18 protein-coding genes are annotated in these 18,129 nt (G+C 64.9%); 9 read left to right on the top strand and 9 right to left on the bottom strand.

The genetic code is table 11. From position 1 onward, the window contains the following. From AUL38_RS14355 to fbaA, 4 genes are all read right to left on the bottom strand, one after another. Positions 1–1,406 (bottom strand): aminotransferase class V-fold PLP-dependent enzyme (locus tag AUL38_RS14355; RefSeq protein ID WP_059063096.1); only part of this gene is annotated, 1,406 nt, incomplete at its 3' end. Beyond that, a complete protein-coding gene (locus AUL38_RS14360) occupies positions 1,403–2,833 on the bottom strand; it encodes an MFS transporter (protein ID WP_083506919.1) in 1,431 nt (476 codons plus the stop codon). The genes AUL38_RS14360 and AUL38_RS14355, both read right to left, overlap by 4 nt. A gap of 125 nt (positions 2,834–2,958) precedes the next feature. Further along, a complete protein-coding gene (locus tag AUL38_RS14365; RefSeq protein ID WP_059063098.1) occupies positions 2,959–3,873 on the bottom strand; it encodes a DUF6264 family protein in 915 nt (304 codons plus the stop codon). Continuing rightward, positions 3,873–4,901: a class II fructose-bisphosphate aldolase gene (fbaA, locus tag AUL38_RS14370; RefSeq protein ID WP_059063100.1), complete on the bottom strand. Its 1,029-nt coding sequence runs from the start codon at positions 4,899–4,901 to the stop codon at positions 3,873–3,875. Before fbaA ends, AUL38_RS14365 begins: the two co-directional genes overlap by 1 nt. Before the next feature lie 142 nt (positions 4,902–5,043). Here fbaA and glpX point away from each other — a divergent pair, with 142 nt between their 5' ends. The 3 genes from glpX to AUL38_RS14385 are packed head-to-tail and all read left to right on the top strand — an operon-like array spanning position 5,044 to position 6,817. Continuing rightward, positions 5,044–6,027 carry a class II fructose-bisphosphatase gene (glpX, locus tag AUL38_RS14375; protein ID WP_059063102.1) on the top strand — a complete coding sequence of 328 codons (984 nt, stop codon included), beginning with the start codon at positions 5,044–5,046 and terminating at the stop codon, positions 6,025–6,027. 25 nt (positions 6,028–6,052) lie between these two features. Further along, complete coding sequence (locus AUL38_RS14380; protein ID WP_083506921.1) at positions 6,053–6,511, top strand: DUF3995 domain-containing protein; 459 nt, start codon at positions 6,053–6,055, stop codon at positions 6,509–6,511. 15 nt (positions 6,512–6,526) lie between these two features. Beyond that, a complete protein-coding gene (locus AUL38_RS14385) occupies positions 6,527–6,817 on the top strand; it encodes a putative quinol monooxygenase (protein WP_059063107.1) in 291 nt (96 codons plus the stop codon). Between the two features lie 35 nt (positions 6,818–6,852). Here AUL38_RS14385 and AUL38_RS14390 read toward each other — a convergent pair whose 3' ends face one another. Continuing rightward, positions 6,853–7,761, bottom strand: coding sequence for a LysR family transcriptional regulator (locus AUL38_RS14390; RefSeq protein ID WP_059063109.1), 909 nt, complete (start codon positions 7,759–7,761; stop codon positions 6,853–6,855). A 166-nt stretch (positions 7,762–7,927) separates the two neighbouring features. Between AUL38_RS14390 and AUL38_RS14395 the strand changes: the two genes are divergently transcribed. The 3 genes from AUL38_RS14395 to AUL38_RS14405 are packed head-to-tail and all read left to right on the top strand — an operon-like array spanning position 7,928 to position 11,842. Continuing rightward, on the top strand, positions 7,928–9,460 hold the full coding sequence (locus tag AUL38_RS14395) for a sodium/proline symporter (RefSeq protein ID WP_059063111.1): 1,533 nt from the start codon (positions 7,928–7,930) through the stop codon (positions 9,458–9,460). A 43-nt stretch (positions 9,461–9,503) separates the two neighbouring features. Beyond that, positions 9,504–10,262 (top strand): enoyl-CoA hydratase/isomerase family protein, encoded by a 759-nt coding sequence (locus AUL38_RS14400; protein WP_059063113.1) that lies wholly within the window; start codon positions 9,504–9,506, stop codon positions 10,260–10,262. After that, positions 10,259–11,842: a class I adenylate-forming enzyme family protein gene (locus AUL38_RS14405; RefSeq protein WP_059063116.1), complete on the top strand. Its 1,584-nt coding sequence runs from the start codon at positions 10,259–10,261 to the stop codon at positions 11,840–11,842. The genes AUL38_RS14400 and AUL38_RS14405 overlap by 4 nt, the downstream gene beginning before the upstream one ends. A gap of 21 nt (positions 11,843–11,863) precedes the next feature. Here AUL38_RS14405 and AUL38_RS14410 read toward each other — a convergent pair whose 3' ends face one another. From AUL38_RS14410 to AUL38_RS14420, 3 genes are read right to left on the bottom strand one after another with little or no spacing between them, the layout of a single operon-like run. Next, positions 11,864–13,099: a DNA recombination protein RmuC gene (locus AUL38_RS14410; RefSeq protein WP_059063118.1), complete on the bottom strand. Its 1,236-nt coding sequence runs from the start codon at positions 13,097–13,099 to the stop codon at positions 11,864–11,866. 43 nt (positions 13,100–13,142) lie between these two features. After that, positions 13,143–13,727 carry a 3'-5' exonuclease gene (locus AUL38_RS14415; RefSeq protein ID WP_059063119.1) on the bottom strand — a complete coding sequence of 195 codons (585 nt, stop codon included), beginning with the start codon at positions 13,725–13,727 and terminating at the stop codon, positions 13,143–13,145. 12 nt (positions 13,728–13,739) lie between these two features. Beyond that, positions 13,740–14,771 (bottom strand): agmatine deiminase family protein, encoded by a 1,032-nt coding sequence (locus tag AUL38_RS14420; RefSeq protein ID WP_059063121.1) that lies wholly within the window; start codon positions 14,769–14,771, stop codon positions 13,740–13,742. Positions 14,772–14,918: 147 nt separating this feature from the next. Here AUL38_RS14420 and ychF point away from each other — a divergent pair, with 147 nt between their 5' ends. The 3 genes from ychF (at position 14,919) to AUL38_RS16950 (ending at position 17,516) form a co-directional block, all read left to right on the top strand. Then, positions 14,919–15,992, top strand: a complete 1,074-nt coding sequence (gene ychF / locus AUL38_RS14425) for a redox-regulated ATPase YchF (RefSeq protein ID WP_059063123.1) — start codon at positions 14,919–14,921, stop codon at positions 15,990–15,992. A 38-nt stretch (positions 15,993–16,030) separates the two neighbouring features. Then, positions 16,031–16,555 carry a GNAT family N-acetyltransferase gene (locus AUL38_RS14430; protein ID WP_059063125.1) on the top strand — a complete coding sequence of 175 codons (525 nt, stop codon included), beginning with the start codon at positions 16,031–16,033 and terminating at the stop codon, positions 16,553–16,555. Positions 16,556–16,718: 163 nt separating this feature from the next. Continuing rightward, a complete protein-coding gene (locus tag AUL38_RS16950) occupies positions 16,719–17,516 on the top strand; it encodes a GNAT family N-acetyltransferase (protein ID WP_083506924.1) in 798 nt (265 codons plus the stop codon). 42 nt (positions 17,517–17,558) lie between these two features. On the opposite strand, the gene AUL38_RS14440 is transcribed toward AUL38_RS16950, so the two are convergent. Continuing rightward, positions 17,559–18,062 (bottom strand): YiaA/YiaB family inner membrane protein, encoded by a 504-nt coding sequence (locus AUL38_RS14440; RefSeq protein ID WP_235590746.1) that lies wholly within the window; start codon positions 18,060–18,062, stop codon positions 17,559–17,561. Between the last annotated feature and the right edge of the window lie 67 nt (positions 18,063–18,129).

Raw genomic sequence — 18,129 nt, forward strand, 5'->3', positions numbered from 1 at the left:
CCGCCGGCTCCCGCGATCTTCAGGATCCGCCATGCCATGTCGGGCGACGGGACCCGGAAGGGGCCGTCCTCCCGCTTCGGCGCGTACCCAAGGGCCTGGAGCGCGCCATATTCGAGGCGCGGGTTCGCGCGTGCCTTTCCGCGCACAGCACCCGCTGCTGCCTGCAGCGCGGTGACAAGTTCGGGGAGCGTCCGCTCGGTGACTGGCGTGATCGTGAGGTGCGCCGTGTGTGGCAGTCGCACGCCGTTCGGCTGCGTGAAACCCGGTTGGTGTTGAATGCGGAAGCCCAACGTCGCCAGTTCGTCGGCGAGATGGTGCGGATCGACCTGCTCGGTCTCAGGGAGATCGCTGTCGGTGACGAGCGCGACAGACGGCCCGGTGGGTGCGCCCCAGACGTTGAGGCCGCGGATCTGCGACGCCTCACGCACGATGACCTCTGCCGAGCGAACACATGAGGCCGTGAGCTCGGCGTAACCGGCGTTGCCGAGACGCTTCGTGATGGCCCACGCCGCGGCCAGCGGAGACGCAGGCTTCGAGCCGAGCAGCGTCGGGTTGACGACAGGGTAACCGGGCCAGCTCGTGGTCGCGAAGAACTGGGCCCGGTGCCGCCTGCGTCCGCGGTGCAACAGCACCGAGACCCCCTTCGGGGCGTATCCGAACTTGTGCAGGTCGGCGGAGATGCTCGTCACGCCCGGCACCCGGAAGTCCCACGGTTCGACGCTCGGCCACCACGGCAGCACGAGGCCGCCGAAGCAGGCATCCACGTGGCAGGACACAGCGAACTCCTTCGCGACCTGGGCGACCTGCGCAACCGGGTCGACCGCACCCGAGGGGTATGCGGGGGCTGAGACCACAACGAGGGCAACGTCTGCGCCGAGTTTCCGTTCGAAACCGGCGGCCCGCACCGACCCGTCGGGCTCGCACGGGACCGGATCCCAATCGAGATCGAATAACCGTGCTGCCTTTTGGAACGCCGCGTGTGCGGTTGCGGCTGTGACGAGTCGCGGCTGCTTGCCTGCGCGGGCCAGCTTTGCTGCGAGTTCGGGGTTCTCAGCCCGCCAGAGATCCCGGGCAGTTTTCACCGCGAGCAGGCAGCTCTCCGTCCCACCACTGGTGACGCTGCCGGCGACGGGGCCGCCGCCCAACTTAGGGGTTGTACCGTGCAGCGCTTTGCGCATGAACGCGATGATGTCGCGCTCCATCGTAGCTACCGACGGGAACGTCGTCGGATCGAGTGCGTTGAGCGGTCGGGTGAGCTCCGCAGCGTCGCGCGCGAGGTCGTCGAGCTCGGCGAGGCCCGAATCGTAGACATATGACAGCACCCGGCCGCCGTGCGTCGGAGCGTCACTGTTGCGCAGCGCAGTGAGCTCGGCGAGGATCTCTGCCGAGGTCTGGCCGGCGCTCATGGTCGGCTCCCTGCAGCGGGGTCGATGTCGCGCTCGGACAGTTTGTAGCTGCGCAGCGTGGCGAGGCTTGCGAGCATGAGGAGGGCCGGGAAGAGACTGAACGCCAGCGTAATACCTGAGACTGCTGTCGCCGGCTGGGTGACCGTCACGGATGCGACTGACTCGACGTAGCCGGTTGCTGCGAGCACGAGCGCGAGCGTTGTTGATCCGAGCGCCATGCCGGCGGTCTCGCCCGCGGTCCAGACGCCGCCGAAGACGCCAGCGCGTGCCTCTCCACCGCCGGAGCGGGCGGCGTCGTGGCTCATGACGTCTGGCAGCATAGCCATCGGCATCGTCTGCATGCCGGCGTATGCAGCACCCGCGACGCCAACGGGCACGAGGATCCACATGCCCGGCCAGAGCAGCATGCCAATGAGGACGACTGTTGCGACGAGAAACAGGAGACTCGCGATGCGGAACGTGCGCACCTTGCCGACGCGATCCGCGATCCACCGCCACACGGGGGCGAAGAGCAGCGCGGGTGCGATGAGCGAAACGAACAGGATCGTCACGGCGCCCTGCGAATCCAGCACCCACGTCGCGACGTACTGTGCGCCGGCAAGCATGAGCCCGGTCGCGAGACCCTGCAGCATGAACGTCGCGAGCAGCGCGCGGAACGGCTGGCTGTCGCGCAACGCCCTGAGGCCCTCGCGGTAGTGCACGAGGGAGAAGGCGCGGGGGCCGCCGTGTGCCGCCATCGTCGGAGTGCCGCGGGGCGCCACGGTCGAAGCGATCCACAGGCTGACGCCGAGCAGCGCGGCTGCGGCGATCGCCATGATGAGGTAGCCGAGGAGCTGATTGTTGGGGAAGAGGTCGCGGATCTCGGGGCCGCCAGCACCAAACAGCAGGATCGCGATCGTGAGCACAACGACGCGCCAGGTGAGCAGCCGTGTGCGCTCTTTATAGCCGTCGGTGAGTTCCGAGGGGAGCGAGATGTACGGGATCTGGAACATGCTGAAGAAGGTTGCAGCTGCGACGAAGGCGACGAGCACCCAGATGGCCGACACCGCGGGGGAGAGCCCCGGCGGAACCGCAAACATGAGCACGAACGCGATGGGGAGGCCAACCACTCCGACGAGCATCGGCCCGCGCCGGGATCCGGTGCGAGCGAGCGCGCGGTCGCTGAGACCGCCGATGATGGGGCCGATGACGACGTCCCACACTTTTGCGAGTGTGACGATGAGCCCAGCGACGAGCGCGGTGACACCGAGTGAGTCCGTGAGGTAGTAGACGAGTACGAGGCCAGGAAGCGTCGCGAAACCGCCGGTCGCGAGCGAGCCAGCCGCGTAGCGAGCGACGCTGCCAGCGGGAAGTTTGGGGCTCGCGCCCTGGGCGGTGCCCGATGGTGTGGGCGGCGCTGCTGAATCAGAACTCGACGGTGAACTCATGGGTTCAGCGTAGCTGACTGCGAGGGTGGGTGTGTGGCCGGTACACCGCGGCGAGGGACTCCGGAACGCACACACGCCACCCGGATCCTCAGGAAACGAGTGGCGTGTGTGCAGGCCTCAGGGCGCTAATTCGACGGGAAGCCCTGCAGATAATTCAGGAGCTCGGTTGAGGCCTGTGGATCTCGCATGATCTCCATGAGCTCAGGCGTCTGCACCATGGCGGCTGCGACGATCGTCACGACCACGATAAACGCAAGCATGCCCGCTGCGAGCGGGGCCCAGAACGTGAGCTTGCGCGCGCGGAGCCGGCGGATCGAGTAGACGAGCACCAGCCCGTACAACACGAGCAGCACCATGCCGGTGACCTTGCCGGTGAGATCGAGCCAAACCGGCGGGGTGAGCTCGGTCACTCCTGGCGCGTCCTCCATCACCTTAAACATGGTGCTCATGCCCATCATCGCGAAGGCAGACTGGAGCGCGCCGAAGCCGCCGAACACGAGCAGCAGGATCGTGACGATCCTGTCGGCCATGTTCGGAGGCTTCTGGTAGCCGGCCATGCCCTGCGCTGGCGCCTGGAACTGCTGTGCCTGGCGCGGAGCGGCGGGCTGTCCCGGCGTCTGCCCGCGGTACGGCTCACCGGCGGCCGGAGTCGCCGCGGAGCCCTTTGACGCCGCCTTGCGTGCCGGGCGAGCGATACCGGAGCCAAGGTTATGTGGCACACCCTGCACCGTTCCCGGTGCCGAGGCACGCCCAGCGCCGGAGCGCTGCTGGGGTGTGCCGACTGCCGTGCCGGAGGAGGCAGCGGCATCCTCACCCTCTGGCTTCCATTCCCAACCCTCGGGCGCGTACTCGCCAAATTCCGGGCGCGGGCGCGTGTCAGGCTTCGGAGCTGGTGCGGGAACCGGGAGGGTCGGGGTCACCGGTTCCTGAGGTGCCGTCAGGGGAGCCGACGCCGCGGAGGGAGCTGGTGCAGCATCCGGCTCGGCTTCGGGGGCCGTCGGCTCGGGAGCCTCGGGCCGGTCGTTGGGAGTGTCTGCCACTATGCGCTCACCGACTTTCCTGCTGATCCGAGCTGCTCGGCAGCGAGGGCAATGCGTGCGGCCATGCCGCTCTCGGCAGCCCGGCCCCATGCGCGCGGGTCATAGATCTTCTTGTTGCCGACCTCACCGTCGATCTTCAAGATCTCGTCGTAGTTCTTAAACATGAAATCGACGACCGGGCGGGTGAACGCGTACTGCGTGTCGGTGTCGATGTTCATCTTGATGACGCCGTTACGCACTGCCTCGGCGATCTCCTCTGCCGATGAACCCGAGCCGCCGTGGAACACGAGGTCGAGGGGGTTCTTGCCAGTGCCGTACTTCGCCTGCAGACCATCCTGGATCTCAGCGAGCAGCTCGGGACGGAGGCGCACACCACCGGGCTTGTACACGCCGTGCACGTTGCCGAAGGTGAGGGCGGTGAGGTAGCGACCCTGCTCGCCGAGGCCGAGCGCCTCGACAGTGGCGACGCCGTCCTCGAGTGTCGAATACAGGCTGTCGTTGATCTCGTGGCTGATGCCGTCTTCTTCGCCACCGACGATGCCGATCTCGACCTCAAGGATGATGCCAGCCGCGGCCATGCGGGGGAGCAGCTCCTTCGCAATGTCGAGGTTCTCGCCGAGTGGCACGGCCGATCCGTCCCACATGTGCGACTGGAAGTACGGGAGGCCCCCGCCCTTCACGCGCTCTTCGCTTGCCTCGAGCAGGGGCAGGACGAAGCTGTCCAGATGCTGCTTGGGGCAGTGGTCGGTGTGGAGTGCCACGGTAACGTCGTAGGCCTTCGCGACCTCTTCGGCGTACTTGGCGAACGCGATGGCGCCGCCCGCACGGTTCTTCACAGTGTGGCCTGCGAGGTAGTCGGCGCCACCAAAGCTCACCTGGATGATTCCATCAGAGCCCGCCTCAGCGAAACCCTGGATGGCGGAGTTGATGGTCTGCGAGCTCGAAACGTTGACCGCAGGAAAAGCGAATCCGCCTGACTTGGCGGCGTCAAGCATTGCTGCGTACTGTTCCGGAGTTGCGACGGGCATGTGTGCTCCTTGGCGTAGATGATGGTTGCTCGCTTCCCGAACGGCAACACATGTTGAGTCTTGGCAGTGTGAAGGGCCACGTCACGAAACTTCGTCACCTGGCCGCACTGCAACGCCCAGTCTACGCGGTAGTCTTATGGGTATGACTGATCCTCTTTCGCTCGACGACTGGCAGCCCGACCGGAACCTCGCGATGGAGCTCGTCCGCGCGACCGAAGCTGCAGCAATGCGTTCGACCCCGTGGATTGGCCGCGGAGACAAGAACGCAGCTGATGGCGCTGCGGTCGACGCGATGCGACGCTTCCTCGCAACCGTGAACATGAACGGCACCGTCGTGATCGGTGAGGGGGAGAAGGACGACGCTCCGTGGCTGTACAACGGCGAGCGCGTCGGCAACGGCCTCGGCGCTGACTGCGACGTCGCTGTAGACCCGATTGACGGCACCCGCCTCACCGCAGAGGGCCGCCCAGGTGCGCTCTCCGTTATCGCCGTAGCCGATCGCGGCAGCATGTACGACCCGTCTGCCGTGTTCTACATGGACAAGCTTGTTGCGGGCCCCGAGGGCGTCGGCGTTGTCGACATTCGCAATCCCATTGGTGAGAACATTCGCGCCCTCGCAAAGGTGAAGGGCGTCGACGTCTCAGACATCCGTGTTGCCGTGCTCGATCGCCCCCGCCACACTCAGCTCATCGCGGACATCCGCGAGGCTGGCGCTGGCACGCGCCTCATCATGGACGGCGACGTCGCTGGCGGCGTGAACGCTGCGCGCTGGGACTCAGGCATTGACCTGTGCGTTGGCATCGGCGGCACGCCCGAGGGCATCATCACCGCGTGTGCCGTGAAGGCTCTTGGCGGCGTCATCCAGGGCCGACTCTGGTCGACCGACGACGACGAGCGTCAGCGCGCACTCGATGCGGGACACGACTTCGAGCGTGTGCTCGAGGCGAACGACCTCGTCGCGAGCGACAACTGCTACTTCGTGGCCACCGGCATCACCGACGCTGACTTCGTTACCGGTGTGGAGCGCCGAGGCCCGTTCGTGCGTGCGGAGAGCATCGTGATGCGATCGCACTCGGGCACGATCCGGCACATTATTAGCGATATGGATCCGAACCGCTGGGAGTAAATCCCAACTAGATGGAGGGCGACAGATGAGTGGACTTCGAAGCGCAGCACGAGTAATCGGATGGGCGGGGTTGACCGCCGCTGGCGCCCTTCATGCAATTTGGGCCTCTGGCTCTACGTGGCCAGAGCGTAACGCGAAGCGGTTGGGCGAGGCCGTCGTTGGAAGTTCGAAGGAGCTCCCCGACGCGCAGTCCACCTGGGTTGTCGCCGGCACCGCGCTCGCAGGTGGCGCAGTTGCCGCTGGTGCGCTGGGCGAGGGCCGGGCCGTCGTCGGTCTGCGCCGACTCGCCGGAACGGCGATGCTCGCTCGCGCTGCGTTTGGGGGCGAGGCTGCGCTGCAACTGCTCGGGCGCCCGGCTCCCGGTGCACGCTTCCAAGATCTGGATCGCCGCTACTACCGGCCGCTCTTCGGAGTGATCGGTGCAGCGCTGCTTATCGGGGCGAAGAAGAAGCCCAAGCAGCGTGCCGACTCGCTCGACAGCTGAGATACCGTTGGGCGCATGCTGAAAGTCATCGCCCAGGATTTTATTCGGCTCGACGCGATCGAGACGGTGATGCCGCTGTACCGTGAGCTCGTTGCACTGACGCGGCTCGAGCCGTTGAACATCAGCTACGAGCTCTGCATCGACCGTGAGGACCCGGGGCACTTCATTTTCCTCGAGACCTGGCCCGATCGGGCCGCGCTTGACGCGCACTGCGAGACGGAGCACTTCACGCGTCTGGTGCCGCAAATTGATGCTTTCCAGCGCTCAGCCGACACCTACATTCAGATGCGGCCCGCGTTCGAGTAACACGTCGATCTGCATGGCGCCGGATCTCCCGCCGGTCACCCCGTGACGAGCTGCGCGCTCGTGCGCAGCGCGTGCAGGAATGCTTCCGAGAGTGGACTGGTATCCGTCTCCCGTAGTGCCGCGATGATGTACCGGCTCGGCGGTGGATCCGCGAGCTGCAGTACCGAGACTGCTTCGCTCCGCCCCTGCAGTGATATCCGCGGCATGAGGGCGATCGCGAGACCTGAGTCCACGAGGCCGAGGATAGTGCCGGGGTTGTTGCTGTGAAACGCTACCGCCGGCGTAAAGCCCGCCGCCGCCGTGTACGTATGGAGGCACCGGTTCGCTGGTGTATCTGGGAGATGCGCGGCCCAGGTCTCTTCGCGCAACTCGTCAAGACGCACACTAGATTTCGCGCTGAGCCGATGCTTTGCGGGGGCAACGACAAGCAGGTCTTCTGTCGCTACCGTTTCAAGTCGCAGCCCGGGAGGGAACGAGGCGGGCACGAGCTCGTACTCAAATCCGAGCGCGATGTCGATGGAGCCGTCGGCAACCCGTGGAAAGAGCTCGTGCGGCTCGCCCTCGTCGAGCGTGATCTCGGTGTCGCGCCGCCGCACCAAGAATTGTGCGATGGCTTTCCCGAGAAGCTTCCCGCCGGCGCTGTGAAAGCTGCCGATCCGGAGTCGGCCTGCCTGGCCTGCCCCGAGCCTGCCAACATCAAGGTCGATCTGCCTGAGTAGCGCGAAGAGTTCGGTAGAGCGTTGGACGAGGTACTCTGCGGCCTCCGTGGGCACGATGCGCTTGGCCTCGCGCTCGAAGAGTTGAACGCCCAGTGCGCGTTCGAGCCCGGAGATCTGCTGTGACAGCGCTGAGGCGGTGTAGCCGAGCTCTCTGGCGGCGGCGGCAAAAGAGCCCTGGCGCATGACCTCGCGCAGCGTGGACAGCGTTCGGACGTCGATCGGCATGGAAGGCAACCTCCTGGTTCGCATCGTTGCGGTTCGTAAGTGATATTAATGCATAGCCTCGAAATCTGTCGCCCTTGCGACACATTCGGGCCTCGAGTCCTCGATAACGTTAATGCTAGTTGCAGTGCGCCGAACCTCTGGCTTGAGGAACAAAGGAGTTTTTCAAATGTCTACTGACGTGAATCCGTCCACAGTGATTGTGTTTGTGGTGTATCTCGCCGCAGTACTCGCAATCGGGATCTGGGCCTACAAACGAAACAACACCATGGGTGATTTTGCGATTGGCGGTCGTACCCTCGGCACGTTCGTCACCGCCGTCAGCGCGAAAGCGACCGACTCCAGCCAGTGGGTATTCTTCGGCTTGCCAGGCGCGTTTTACATCAGCGGCATGCGCAACGTCTGGATGATCATCGGCCTCACCGCCGGCTTCTACCTCAGCTGGCGCTTCCTCGCCGCACGGCTCCGCACGTACTCTGAACGGCTCAATGATTGGCGAGATGCCACCGATACGAACGAGTCGGTGACGCTGCCTGGCTTCTTTGCCAACCGCTTCCACAGTAACTCGCTGCGGTCGGTCACCGCTGTCTTTATCATCGTGTTCTACATCATTTACCTCGGCTCTGCGTTCATCGCGACCGGGGTGATCTTCTCGCAGATCTTCGGCACGACAATCCTCGTCGGCACCATCGTTGGCGCGATTGTTGTCACTGTGTACTCGTCGCTCGGTGGCTACCTGGCGAGTAGCTACACAGACCTCGTTCAGGGATTCCTGATGTTCGGCAGCCTCGTCGCTATCTCGATCGCAGCGGTCATTCGGCTCGGTGGCCCAGGTGGCTTTTTCGCAGCGGTGACCGAACAGAACCCGGATCTTCTGAACCCGTTCAAGGGCGTCGAAATGGTCGGCGACAGCTGGATGACGACGAGTTCTGTGCCCTTCGTCGCGATTATCTCGGCGCTCGCCTGGGCTGTGGGCTATTTCGGCTCGCCGCATATCCTCGCAAGGTTTATGGGCATGCGTTCAGCCAAGTCGGCCCGCGGCGGCGCCCGCATTGGCATCGTGCTCTCGATCACGCTGCTCGGATCCGCAGGCATTATCGGGTTCGCAGCGATCGCGCTCTTTGGGCCAGGGCTCGAAAACCCCGAGGACGCCTACATGCTGCTCGTCGGGGAGCTCTTCCCGAGCTGGGTAGCTGGGATCTTCCTCGCAGGAGTGCTGTCGGCGGTCATGAGCACTGCCGATTCGCAGCTGGTCGTTGCGTCGGCAACACTCACCGAAGATTTCTACCGTGCGTTCATCAACAAAGATGCGCCGGCCAAGACGCTCGTCTGGATGAGCCGACTGGGAGTCCTGCTGTGCGCTGGTATCGGTCTCTTTGTCGCCCTCCAAGGCGGCTCCATCCTCGACCTCGTCGGGTACGCCTGGGCTGGGTTCGGCGCAGCGTTCGGCCCTGCGATTCTTGCCGCCCTCTACTCAAAGAAGGCGACCTGGTTCGGGGTCATGCTCAGCATCATCGCCGGCGGCCTGACCGTCATTCTCTACCGCGAGTTCGACACCATCGGCCTGTACGAGCTTGTGCCTGGCTTCCTCGCCGGCCTGCTCGCGCTTTGGCTTGGCAGTGCGTTTGGTCCGAAACAGCGGGCACCGGTTGGCGCGGCCTTCGACACACTCACCGGCAAGACGCCAGTCGTCACACAGTAACCACTTCGTTTACCCCCACTCACCGACCACAAAAGGAGTTTCCATGGCCCAGCTAGATATCGCGAAGAACGACGGCATCGCGATCCTCACCATCAACAACCCGACTGCGATGAACGCCTGGACTCAGGCAATGCAGCGCGACATGAAGGTGAAGCTCGATGCACTCGATCGCGACCCAGAGGTCGAGGCGATCGTCCTCACCGGGGCAGGGGATCGCGCATTCTGCGCGGGGCAGGATCTCAACGAGGTCGCCGATTTCACACCCTCAGATGTCGAAGAATGGCTCGACACGTTCTACGAGGTGTACGACGCCGTGCTCTCCAACTCGAAGCCTGTGATCGCCGCGCTCAACGGCGTCACCGCAGGGTCGGGCTACCAGCTGTCCTTGCTGTGTGACGTGCGCATCGCACACCCCGGCGTGCGAATCGGCCAGCCCGAGGTGAAATCTGGAATCCCGAGCATCACCGGCATGTATCTCACCTGGCAGTCCGTCGGCTACAGCAAGACCGCGGAAATGATGCTGACCGGAGAACTGCTCACCGCAGAGGCCGCCGCCGCGCTCGGCATGATCGCGGAGGTTGTCCCGGAGGACGAGGTGCTCTCGCGCAGCGTCGAGCTTGCTCGGAGCCTCGCGAGCCTTCCGAAGCAGGCCTTCGCGCTGACGAAGCAGCGTGTCCGCGCGACGCTCATGCCCGGTCTCACCGAAGCGTTTGCTGCTGCGCTGGAAGCCGACAAGCAAGCCTATGGTGACGGTGAGCCCCAGCGCACCGCGACCAGCTTCGTTTCGAAGAAGAACAATTGACGGGAGGGGTAGCGGCTGTACGCAGCAGCGATGCCGTCGCCCGTGCGGCAGATTTCGTCCATGGTCCGGCGCTCTCGGACGCCCTGCGTGCGCTGGCCGCACAAGAGCCCGACCGGGTCTACCTGAAGGATGCGGGGGCGCCGGTTACGGCAGCTGAACTGCTCCTCCGCGTGCAGCTCATGGTTGAACAGCTCCGCTCCCGAGGGGTGACGGCAGACTCGCGTGTCGCGCTGTCACTTCCGGTCGGTTGCGACCACGTCGTTTCAATCTTTGCTCTGCTCGAGCTTGGGGCTCTGTGGATCCCGCTCAACACGCAACTCATCGGGACACCGCTTGCGCACCAGCTCGCGGACTCCGGGGCGACGCACATCATCGCAGATCCGGCGGCCGCACTGACGCAGGACCCAGCGGTGCGGGACGAAGGGTGCGCGGCTGACTTCGCCGGTGCGCTCTCGCACCCGGTGCGCTTCGTTGTGCTGATCGGGCGACACCGGTCGCAACAGGAAGCCGAAGATCGAGCCGGGGCATGTCTGCTCATGTACACCTCAGGGACGACGGGCCCACCGAAGGGGGCACTCGTCACGGAAACGATGCTCCGCGCGGCGGTGCTTGGTGCGCTTGAGGTGTCTGCACCCGTGGCGGGCGACGTGTTCTTTGTATGGGAGCCGCTCTTTCACATCGGCGGTGCGCAGGTCGTATTCCTGCCACTCTTCGCTGAGGTCTCGCTGGCGCTCGTCTCACGATTCAGTGCCTCACGCTTCTGGAGCGACGTCCGGGCATACGACGCGACCCATATCCATTACCTGGGAGGTGTCTTGCAGATCCTCCTGCAGCTGCCCGTCGATCCACTCGAACGGGACAACCGTGTGCGGGTTGCGTGGGGGGCCGGAGCGACGCCCGAAGTACAGACTGCCTGCCGTGAGCGCTTCGCATTCGCGCTACACGAGTGCTACGGGATGACCGAGGCCTCAAGTATCGTCACGGTGAACGCTGATGACCAGGAGGGTGGCGTCGGCCTGCCTCTGCCGTGGGTTGAAGTCGCGATCCGGGAGCATTCGGGTGCGCAGCAGACCGGCCAGGCGCCTGAAAGCGTCGGTGAGATTGTTGTGCGAGGACTCATCGATGGACTCGTGACACCCGGGTACCTCGGTAACGCAGACGCGACAGCCAAGATTCGTGACGGTGAGTGGTTCCGCACTGGAGACCTGGGCTTCCTAGACGCAGCCGGGCGGCTGCATTTCAGCGGTCGTGCCAGCGACAGCATCCGGGTGCGCGGGGAGAACATTTCCGCGTGGCAGATTGAGAGCGTCTTTGGGCTGCACCCTGCGATTGACCGGTGCGCGGTGATTGGCGTCGACGCGGCAGTGGGGGAGCAAGAGATGGTGCTCTGTTACACGGTTGACTCTGAGGCCTCAGTCACCCCGCAAGAGATACTCGACTGGGGGTCCACGCAGCTCGCGAAGTTCCAGATCCCGCGCTACGCCCGTCGCTTGGAGACGATGCCACTCACCCCAAGTCAACGCGTCGCGAAGCACAAGCTTCCACACACACTGGAGGGTGCAACCGCGCGCGCACGATGACGCGAGTGCTGTGGCGGCGTGTTAACGGCCGAGCGAGGAATCGCTCGGCCGTTCTGCATCCGGCTCGGGTGACGACCACAGGTCGGGCGCGAGTTCGGGGGCGGTCAGTGGTCGCACCGCGTCTTCGAGCTGGGCCGGTGCGCTCTCGAGAGCGTCGCCGTTCAGCGCACTGATCTTTCGTGCTGTCGGCAGCACCTGGCGTTCGAGCGAACCGACGTAAGCGTTGTAGCCCTGGACGCTGCGGGAGAGCGTGCGACCGAGCTTATCGAGGTGGGTGGCGCTCACCCCGATCCGCTTATGGAGCTCGCGACCGAGCTCAAAGAGCGTGCGCGCCTCACTTGTGAGCGTGTCTTGGCGCCAGCTGAAGGCCACGGACTTCAGGATCGCCCACAGGCTGACGGGTGAGGCGAGCGCAACGCGGCGCTCGAATGCGAACTCGAGCAGCACTGGGTCAGTGTCGAGCGCAGCCGACAAGAGCGACTCGCTCGGAACGAACGCGATGACGAACTCGGGGGAGTCACCGAGCGCCGCTGAATAGTCGCGCCCGCTCAACTCGATGACGTGGTCGCGGAGCGCGCGTGCGTGTCGCGCGAGCAGGTCTCGCTGCCGTGCGGCTCGCTCAGGCGCGTTATCTCCCGCCGGCTGCGTCGCAAGGTGCTGGGCCTCGAGGTACGCATCGAAGGGGACCTTCGCGTCGATTGCGATCGACTTGCCGCCCGGTAGTTTCACGACCATGTCGGGCCGGAGAGCCCCTGTCGACGTAGGAATGTGCTGCTGCACCTCAAAGTCAACGTGCTCAAGCATGCCCGAGGCCTCGATGATGCGCCGCAGCTGGGTCTCTCCCCAGAGCCCGCGGGTGTTGTTCGATCGGAGCGCCGAGGCGAGGCTTTCGGCCGTGCCACGCAGCTTCTCCTCGGCGCGGGCTGCATGCCGAAGTTGTTCGGCGAGCTCACCGTGCTGGGCCGCACGCTGCTGCTCGATGCCGACGACGGTGCGCTCAAGTTTGCCGAGCGTGTCCCGCAGCGGCACGAGCTGCTGCAGCACTCGTTGCTCCTCGCGGTCGAGCTCGATGCGGCGTTCAGTGTTCGCCTGCGCATCGCGCAACCGTTCGTTGAGCCCCTGTGCGCGGGTTTCTGCGACCGCGAGCTGCTCTCGCAGCTGACCCGACCGTCTGCCCGCTAGGAAGGCGCCGCCTGCTCCACCAACGGCGAGAGCGGCAAGGATGATCGCGGTGAGGGCGAAAGCGGAGATGGTCATGTCTCCATGGTGGCAGCTGCCACCGACAACGCCGGTACGGTACTTACAGTTTGAGGGGGATCGCCTTCAGCTGGTTGAGGCGTACGCCGGTGAGTTTCGCGAGAGCAAGCACGTCGGGTGCCTCGTGTCGCCGGGCCGAATCGATGATGATTGAGGCGCACGCCTCCGCGTCGGCGAGGGCTTCGTGGTGGGAGAACTCGCCGTAGCCGGCTGCTGCGGCCGCGAGCGGGAGCCTGTGCGAGGGGATGTCGTAGGTCTTACGCGAGACCTGCACGCTGCAGAGATACTTGAGCCGCGGCGTCGGTACGACAGCCTCAGCGCATGCGGCTCGAATCACGCCCATGTCGAACGAGGCGTTGTGCGCGACCGCGACATCGTCTCCAATGAAACCGAGGAGATCCTCAAACTGTTCGGCCCATGTGGGTGCATCGAGCACCATCTCGGGGGTGATGTTGTGGATCTTCACGTTGAACGAAAGGAAGCGCGAGTGTGCCGCGGGTGGCTTGATGAGCCACTCGGTGCGGTCTACGACAACGCCATCGCGTACCCGAGCGAGCCCGACGGAACAGGCAGAGGACGGGTGACCGTTGGCGGTCTCGAAGTCGATCGCAGTGAAATCAATTGGCACCGGTCAAGCCTGTCACATGCCGCTGACACTGGACCGCGAGGGCACCTCGCGTGTGGCGCAGTGAATCCCGCCGCCGCCCGCTGCGATCTCGTCGATCCGCACCGCCACGACTTCGCGGGAGGGGAAGTGCTCGCTGAGGATCGCGCGAGCGCGTCGATCCGCCCGGCGGTCGCCGAACTCGGGTACGAGAACGACCTCGTTGCCGACAAAGAAATTCACGTATGACGCGAGGAACTCGTCTGAGTTCGCGCGGATCCGTGTGAGGTCAGGCTGCGGAAGGTCGACGACGTCGAACGCCGCGCCCCTTGCATCGCGTTCGCGGCTGAGCACGCCGCGTGCTTGCTCAGCTGACCGAGACCACACATCTTTTGGGGCTCCCGGCGCCGCTACGTCAAGCAGCACGACGCCGGGCGCGGTGAAGCGGGCGAGGGAGTCGACGTGTGCGTCGGTGATGTCCGCGCCCACGACGCCATCGAACCAGACCACACGGCTGACTCCGAGGAGCGCGCGCAGCTCCGCTTCGAGTTCGTCGCGGGTGCGGCCGGGATTGCGGTTCGGGTTGACGACGGAGCTCTCGGTCACGAGCAGCGTCCCGGCCCCGTCAGATTCGAGCGATCCGCCCTCGGCCACGATCCGTGCCTGCGTGCGCGGAATTGAGAGCGCGTCGAGGATCCGCTCGGCGACCGCCGCATCGTGATCGTGCGGCTGCTTGCCGCCCCAACCATTGAAGTTCAGGTCCACGCCCAAGATGCCCTCGGCGCTGTCGACACACACGGGAACCGTGTCACGAGCCCACAGATCATCGACCGGGATCGGCACCACCTCCACGTTCGGACCGCAGGCGCGGGCCGCGCGCTCGGCATCGTCCGGTGACGCGAGCAGCATCACCGGCTCGCTCTCGCCGAGCACGCGCGCGAGGCGGGCGATGTCCTTGCGAACGTACCTTGCATCTTCCTCCCAGATGCGGGCTGTCGGCCACGACATGATGGTGCGCTCGTGCGGTTCCCACTCCGCGGGGAGGCGTGGCGTGGCGTGCTGTGTCATGGAAAGCTTTCGGCGTCGAGGTGCTGCCCGAATCGAGTGCGGGATGGGCGGGAGCCCTAATGCTAGGCGCCCTGCCGGGGTGAGCCGCTGTGAATCAGATCGCGGGCGCGGGTCGCGCGTCCCCGTTCCCGGGTAGACTTAACCCCCGTGGCTCTAACTATCGGAATCGTGGGACTGCCCAATGTTGGCAAGTCGACCCTCTTCAACGCGCTTACGCACAATGACGCTCTCGCGGCGAACTACCCGTTCGCGACGATCGAGCCGAACGTTGGCGTCGTCAACCTTCCCGACCCCAGGCTCGACAAGCTCGCCGAGATCTTCGGCAGCGAGCGGATCCTCCCCGCCCCCGTCAGCTTCGTCGACATCGCCGGCATCGTTCGCGGCGCGAGCGAGGGCGAAGGGCTCGGCAACCAGTTCCTCGCAAACATCCGCGAGTCTGACGCGATCGCCCAGGTCGTGCGCGGCTTCTCCGACCCCGACGTGATCCACGTCGAGGGTGGCGTGAACCCCGCGAGCGACATGGAGACCATCAACACCGAGCTCATCCTCGCCGACATGCAGACGCTCGAAAAGGCGCTCGTGCGGTACGAGAAGGAGCTCAAGGGCAAGAAGATCGACCCCGCGGTCGTCGACTCCGCGAAGGCCGCGATGGCCGTGCTCAACGAAGGCACGCTGCTGTCGCTGTCGAAGGTGGATCTCGAGCCGATCCGCGAGCTCGGGCTGCTCACCGCGAAGCCCTTCCTCTACGTCTTCAACGTTGACGAGGGCGTGCTGCAGGACAAGGCACGTCTCGCCGAACTCGCCGAGCTCGTCGCACCGGCGAAGGCGATCTTCCTCGATGCCAAGCTCGAGAGCGAGCTCATGGAGCTCGACGACGAGGACGCCGCAGAGCTCCTCGCCTCGATCGGCCAGGAAGAGAGCGGTCTCGACCAGCTCGCACGCATCGGCTTCGAAACGCTCGGCCTGCAGACCTACCTCACCGCGGGTCCCAAGGAAGCACGCGCCTGGACGATCCCGAAGGGCGCAACCGCCCCGCAGGCTGCCGGCGTCATCCACGGCGACTTCGAGAAGGGCTTCATCAAGGGCGAGATCATCTCGTTCGAAGACCTCGTCGAGACCGGCTCGGTCGCCGAGGCGCGCGCGAAGGGCAAGGCCCGCATGGAGGGCAAGGAATACGTCATGCAGGACGGCGATGTGTGCGAGTGGCGGTTTAACGTCTAGTCGCGCCACACGCCTGCGCGTCGCGTTAGGCTCGCCGTATGCGGTTTTCATACGACCTTGGTGGCGGTTACTCGCTGTCCCTGCGCACCCTCGAGACAGCGGGGGAGCAACACGCGCTCATCCTGAAGAACCTTGAACGCCTGAAGCAGTGGGAGCATTGGGCGCACGAGAAGGGCGAGGAAGAGGATGCCGCCTTCATTCGGCAGTCGCTCGACTCATGGCTGGCGGGCAACTCGCTTCCGTGCAATATCTACGCGGGCGAAGCAATCGTGGGGTCGATTGAGCTGCGGATCAACCAGTATCAGCAGACCGGTGAGATTGGGTATTGGATCGATGCCGATCACGAGGGCCACGGGGTCGTGACACGTGCGTGCCGGGCGCTGATTGAGCACGGTGTCGAGAAACAGGTGAAGCGCTTCGAGCTGCACCTTGCGGTCGAGAATACGCGCAGCGCCGCGGTCGCTGAGCGCCTCGGATTTACGTGCGAGGCGAAGCTTGCCCAGGCGATGCGTCTCGGTGACAAGCGCCTCGACTCATACGTGTACGCGCTGATCGTGGACTAACAGCGACGTTCTGAGAGTTCAGCGCCTGGGCAGTCTCGTGGGGCTGCACTTCGCGGGGGCTTCTTGAATATCCGCGGGGCTGGACGGGCGTCAGACATCCATTGAACGGTTTCGCACGAGGGGCCTGAGCGACCTATCGCTCAAGGAATGCCAGACTCGTCTCATGACGAACTCCCCGGCGCAGGTCGATATCCGTGCCTACGAAAGCGCCGATGCCGCGGCGACCTTGCGCATCTTCGAGGAAGCGATCCTCGTCACGGCCGCCGCGGACTACACACCTGAACAGTTGGCGGTATGGGCGCGACCAGGCGACCGTGAGCTCAGCGGCTGGGATCGCTCCATGCTTGATCGCGAGAGCTGTGTCGCCACAATCGACGGGATCGTTGCTGGGTTCTCCGACGTGAATGTCGAAGGCTACATCGACATGATGTTCGTCTCTCCCGAGTGCGCGCGGCGCGGCGTCGCGCGCGAACTGCTGGTGTTTCTCGAACACCGAGCGCGTGCGGGTGCAGCGAGCCAGCTATCCGCCAATGTGAGCCTCACTGCCCGCCCATTGTTTGCAGCGCACGGGTTCCGCGTTGTCGCCGAGCAGCAGCCCGTGATCAACGGTGTCGCAATGACGAACTTGCTCATGGTGAAGCCGCTCGGTGCTGAGCGTGTTGAGGGCGAGACTAAGGCTCGCTGGCAGGCAAAGCTCAATGACGTGCGGAGTGCGGTTGAGCAGTTACGTGAGGTTTGCGCAGCGGAGGACGATGCCCGGCGCGCGGCGACCGCGACGTTGCTTGCGGGAATGTTTGCCGACATCGACAGCCCTCCTGCGCTCCGGAAGGGCGCCAGAGAAGCGTTGACGCTGTACGCGGGAGGAATGGGATCGTTCTCTGACGTTGGCACTGCGAGCATGGACAGGGCTGTCCAGACTCTGCGCGTCGCGCTGCGCGGTTCGGTGACTGCGCGTTCGTAGCGTGTGTCGCACCACAGCCCGGCGGGCCAAGACACTCGGGAGTCAGTGGCTGCTCGGGGTCTCCCGCTGCGCGGTCTGCCGTCGCGCGTCGACGGCGTCGGGGCCGTAGAGCTCCGGGTGCTGTGCTTTGTAGGCGATGAGGTCGCGCACGTTTTTCTGTACGACGATCACCGCGAACACTGCCATCGCGAAGGTCATGCCATAAAGGCCATTTTCGCTGGGGAGGAGCGGGCTATTCCAGAGGCCCCAGGCGAGCATCGCGAGGCTGATGCCGAGCCCGAGCCAAGACACAGCGAGGTAGATGGAGGTCACGGGGACACCCTCGTGACGGTCGCGCACTGATTTTTGCAGGCCAACGGCGCTCACAAGGCCGAAGAAGAACGAGCCGAGGAAGAAGCCTTTCTCGAAGGGGTCCATGTCGGCCCGCCAGAGGCTCACGAAGTAGACGATCACTGAGAGCGCGAGTGCTGCCCAGGCCGCACCTACGAAGGCTCCGGTTGGCTTGCCGAACTGTTCGCGGCGGGTCATTGTGAGTTCCTGTTCCATGATCCTGCTCCTTTGCGTCTGGTTTGGGTCAGCATAACGGCCGCTATATGAGGCTGTCGGAACATTG

Origin of the sequence: Leucobacter sp. G161 (assembly GCF_001482305.1) — a bacterium.
Taxonomy (GTDB): domain Bacteria; phylum Actinomycetota; class Actinomycetes; order Actinomycetales; family Microbacteriaceae; genus Leucobacter.